The sequence below is a fragment of the Streptomyces sp. NPDC057474 genome (assembly GCF_042802555.1).
In the GTDB taxonomy this organism is placed as follows: domain Bacteria; phylum Actinomycetota; class Actinomycetes; order Streptomycetales; family Streptomycetaceae; genus Streptomyces.
Genome location: NZ_JBHVDX010000418.1, coordinates 1 through 4,094, shown reverse-complemented (window position 1 = coordinate 4,094; position 4,094 = coordinate 1). Strand labels below are relative to the sequence as shown.

Annotated in this window: 2 protein-coding genes and 2 pseudogenes; all 4 read right to left on the bottom strand. The window is 71.3% G+C overall.

The window, feature by feature from the left end; genetic code table 11:
• Positions 1 to 56: 56 nt before the first annotated feature.
• A pseudogene (locus tag ACFU53_RS47010) lies at positions 57 to 866 on the bottom strand (hypothetical protein); the annotation flags it as partial.
• A 140-nt stretch (positions 867 to 1,006) separates the two neighbouring features.
• Positions 1,007 to 1,366 (bottom strand): annotated as a pseudogene (locus ACFU53_RS47005) (hypothetical protein); the annotation flags it as partial.
• A 104-nt stretch (positions 1,367 to 1,470) separates the two neighbouring features.
• Positions 1,471 to 2,742: an aromatic acid exporter family protein gene (locus ACFU53_RS47000; RefSeq protein ID WP_384006501.1), complete on the bottom strand. Its 1,272-nt coding sequence runs from the start codon at positions 2,740 to 2,742 to the stop codon at positions 1,471 to 1,473.
• A gap of 263 nt (positions 2,743 to 3,005) precedes the next feature.
• Positions 3,006 to 3,500 (bottom strand): FBP domain-containing protein, encoded by a 495-nt coding sequence (locus ACFU53_RS46995; protein WP_384006498.1) that lies wholly within the window; start codon positions 3,498 to 3,500, stop codon positions 3,006 to 3,008.
• Positions 3,501 to 4,094: the final 594 nt, after the last annotated feature.

Genomic DNA, 4,094 nt, shown 5'->3' with positions numbered 1-4,094 from the left:
GGCGTTGCGCGCCATGCAACGCCCGCCGTCGCCTTCGAGCCGACAGCCGAGGCCGACTACCAGTCGCCGTCCTGGATCGGCTTGCCCGGTGCGTCACCGAGCGGCTTGACCTGGCCGGGGGCGGGTGCCTGCCACGGGTCGAGGTCGTCGCCGAGCCAGTCGCCGACCGGCTTCACCGTGCCGAGGGCGTCGGCCGGGGCGAGGTCGTGGGCATCCTGGTCGTAGTAGTCGAACCAGGGGAGCCCGGCCCGCGTGTACGCCGCGCGGTCCACGGGCGACGGCGGCGGGGCCTCCCCGGTGATCCGGCGCCACTCCGGTGGTGTGACCAGGTGCACGAAGATCCGCCCGGCCGGCGTCTCGGCCCAGCTGCCGCGCGGCCAGGTGTCCCGGTAGACCTCCTGGCGCATCGAGCCACCGACACCGAGGCCCATCGCGGCGGGAGCCCGCGGCGGGGCCGCGGGAGCGCTGCGCATCGGGGCCGCGCCGGGGGCCGCCATCGGGTACGCGGCACCCGGAGGCATCGGCCCGCCACCCGGCGGAGCGGGCATGGGGGCGCCGGTCGACGGGGGCGCCATCGGCATGGCACCCGGCGGCGGCATCGGCATCGGCATCGGGCCGCCGTAGCCGCCGACCGGACCGACCGGGTCGAGCGGGCCCCAGCCGCGCCCTTGCGTGGCGCGCAGCCGCTCGTTCTCCCGCCAGCCGGCGAGCTGCGTGCCGTTCAGCGGGAACGACTGCAGCTGGACCCCGCCGAACACCTCCTCGCCGGTGACCTGGCCCTCGACCGTGGCGCCGAGCCCGAGCGGGACGGCCACGAACTGCCTGACCGTGCCCTTGCCGGAGTTGATGCCGTCCAGCCACGGCTGGCCAGGCTGTGAGCACGTACCGCCTGAGGACTTGGGCGTCATGTACTCAAGCCTGTGCACGTCACGGCTGGCCAGGCTGTGAGCACGTACCGCCTGAGGACTTGGGCGTCATGTACTCAAGCCTGTGCACGTCACGGCTGACGCGGCAGCACCACGTAGTTCTGCGGATCACGGGCGAGCGTGCCGCTCCACGGCTTGCCCGACACCGCGCACACCTTGCCGACGCCGACCTGGAGCGCGGCCGGTTCCGTGGTACCGCCGAAGTGCAGCCACATCGCCTCGCGCAGATACACGGGGAGCATCACACCGCCGCGCGCCCGCATCTCCTCCGGAGTGGTGTGCGGGTAGTCCTCGACCCGGCGGATCGGGAAGTCGCCCAGACCGGGCGGGAGTTGGTGGGTGCCCGTCTCGGGCAGGCGCAGGGTGCGCTTGAAGCGCACCTGCACACCGCCCGGCAGATGCAGTGTGGTCCCGTCGATCCGCACGGCGCCTTCGCCCATTCCGTACGCTCCCCTCGATATCGCGTTGTGCCTTGTCACTTGGTACGACGTCACTCACGACGTCACTCACGATGTCACTTCGTAGAACGTCACTTGGTCGGACGTCATTCGGTCGGACGTCCCTTAGTACGTCCGACGAGGCCGGACCGGTTCCGCCGGAGGGGGCGCGGGATGCGCACGCGGTCGCGGAGGCGCGTGAGCCGGGGGGAGCGCTCGCGCTGTTCGCGGGTGCAGCGGTCGAGCTCCTCCAGGAGCCGTTGGGAGCGATGCTCGGTGTCCATTTCGTCCAGTATGCGGTTGACCTCCGTCAGCACGGCACCGTGCAGCTGCCACTGGCTCGGGTCCCGCTGGACCTCTTCGAGGAGCAACTGGGCCAGCTTGTCCCGGGTCGCGGTGGCCGTCGACAACTCTGCGGTGAGCCGGGCCTCCGCGGACTCGGCGCTGCGGCTGACGTCGGTCGTGACCAGCACGGCGAAGCTGACCACGGCGTCACCGATCTCGGCGAGCAGCCGCTCGATGGCAGCCCCCACCTGGGCGGAGAACAGCGGACTCGGCTCCCGCTCGCGGGCGAGGTCGGTCAGGGTTCGGGCAAGCACCCGGAGGACCACCGTGCAGATCTCCAGCGTGTCCAGGCCGGTGCGCAGCACGACCCGGTGCAGCAGCCCCTCCCGTACGCGCGGATTGAGTTTCAGGCTGTCCTCGGCCTGTTGGAGGGCGGCGTCCACCTCGACGACGTCGAAGTCGAGCTTCCGGGCCTCGTGGAGCCGGGCCGCCGCGGCCTCCGCCGGGGTGCGGCCCGCGGCCTCCTCTCCGACGCGGATCATCAGCCGCCGCATCCGCCGGGCCAGGTCCTCGATGGACTCGCCGGCCGCCTCCACCCACACCGGGGGAGCGAGCAGCAAGTTGAAGGCCAGCCCGACGACCGCGCCGATCAGTGTCTCCAGGACCCGCGCCCACGCCGTGTCGCCGACCCTGGTCACCCCGAGCACCAGCATCGCGCTGATCGCCACCTCGGGCACGAACTCGCTCACCCGTACCAGATGCCCCACCGCGAGCGAGGCCAGGATGATCAGGGCGAGGCTCCACCAGGTGAGGCCGACCAGGACGCTGAAGCCGATGGCGATGACGACGCCGGCGACCACCGAGTTCACCCGTCGGATACCCGTGGTGAGTGTGGAGTAGAGAGTCACCTGCACGACGAGGAGCGCGGTCAGCGGAGCGGTCAGGGGCGCCGCCTCCGAGCTGAGCTGCAGCGCCACCACATAGGCCACCGTGGCGGCCGCCGCCGACCGCACCGACTGCACGATCACCGGGTCCTGCCGCCACTTGGCGACCCGAGTGCCGATCAGGTCCCACACACCACGTACGTCTCGCATCCTTGCGCTGTTCCCATTCCGCCGCTCTACCGAACTCCTGACCGAGGACAGTAGTCACCTGGGTGATTCCGCAGAAGGTCAGGAGACGGGAGGCCAGGAGGCCGGCAGTGGGGACAGCCCTCTCTCCCCGCGCGGGGTTCACCCCACCGGGAAGCGGCGGGCCCACCGGATCCGCGCGGCGACAGCGCCGAACTGCGCCCGCTCGACCGCATGATCGCCGACGCGCGTGTCGTGGGCCTCGGCGAGTCCGCGGGCGGGACCGCTCAGTCGTACAGCTTGTCCACGAAGGCGGACAGATTGCCCACCGTCCGGGCAATCTGCTCCTCCGTCGTAAGGCTCTCCTCGAACCGACTGCCCATGTCGAGGGCTTTCTTGCCCCGCACATACAGCGAACACGCCAGGTCGGCGCACATGTACACCCCTACGGAGTTCCCCTCGCGCCCGGCCGCACCCGCCTTCCGGGCCGTCATCAACGAGACGCCGCCGCCCCGATGCGTCGTCAGACACAACGAGCACATGCTGCGATGCAGAAAGCCGCGCTGCGCGGAGGGAAAACGCAAGGTGACACCGACAGGCCGACCCGCCCGCTGGGTGACCAGATAGCTCCGATCGGGCGCCCCAGGGTCCCGCCAGCCGAGGAAGTCCAGATCCTCCCAAGGCCGTTGCTCCAGATCGCGAGGCAGGGAGATCCGCTTCGCCTCGCCCTTGGAGCAGTTGACGAACGAGCTGCGGACGTCGTGCTCGGTGAGCGGCTTCATGGTGGTTCCTCCAAGGGAGTGGCGATCGGCTGGAACCTAGAGACACTAGGTTTTCACCTAAGCTACTCGGCGCCCTGGGAGGGGGCCAATGGATTTCCGTACGGGGGTGCGGGCGGTGGTGGCGCCGGCGGCGAGGAGGGCCGGGATGCGCGCCTCGGTGGGGCTTGCCGGGGGAGTGCGCGGGGGTCGGGCGGGGCCGGGCGGTCGCCGAGGACACGGACCAGGACGAGGAGGGACGGTGCCTCCCCGGCGGCCGACCCGGCCCACGCCGACCTGATGGTCTCCCTGCTGGAGGCCCCGGGCCGCTCGGGGAACGGCACCTGCACGGGCGTCGGCTCCGGCTACCTGCACACGGTCAAGCCCGGCGACACCGTTCCTCGCCCGGATCCAGCTGTGCCGCGAGGCCTTCCGTACCCTCCACGCCGAGCGGAACCCCGGTGCCGACTCCGGACAGTGGCTGGACGATCGGATCGCCTCGGGCCGCTGTGCGGAGGACGTCTACGCGGCCGGGTGATCGGTGACCGGATCTCCCCGTCGGAAGGTCGGCCGGAGGGTTGATCAGGGGGTTCAGCCGTGCGGGCCCACCTGGCAGAG

What these genes read in the sequence shown, in the direction of transcription:
- ACFU53_RS47000 (WP_384006501.1), bottom strand. Translation starts at nt 2,742, where the DNA reads ATGCGAGACGTACGTGGTGTGTGGGACCTGATCGGCACTCGGGTCGCC.
- ACFU53_RS46995 (WP_384006498.1), bottom strand. Translation starts at nt 3,500, where the DNA reads ATGAAGCCGCTCACCGAGCACGACGTCCGCAGCTCGTTCGTCAACTGC.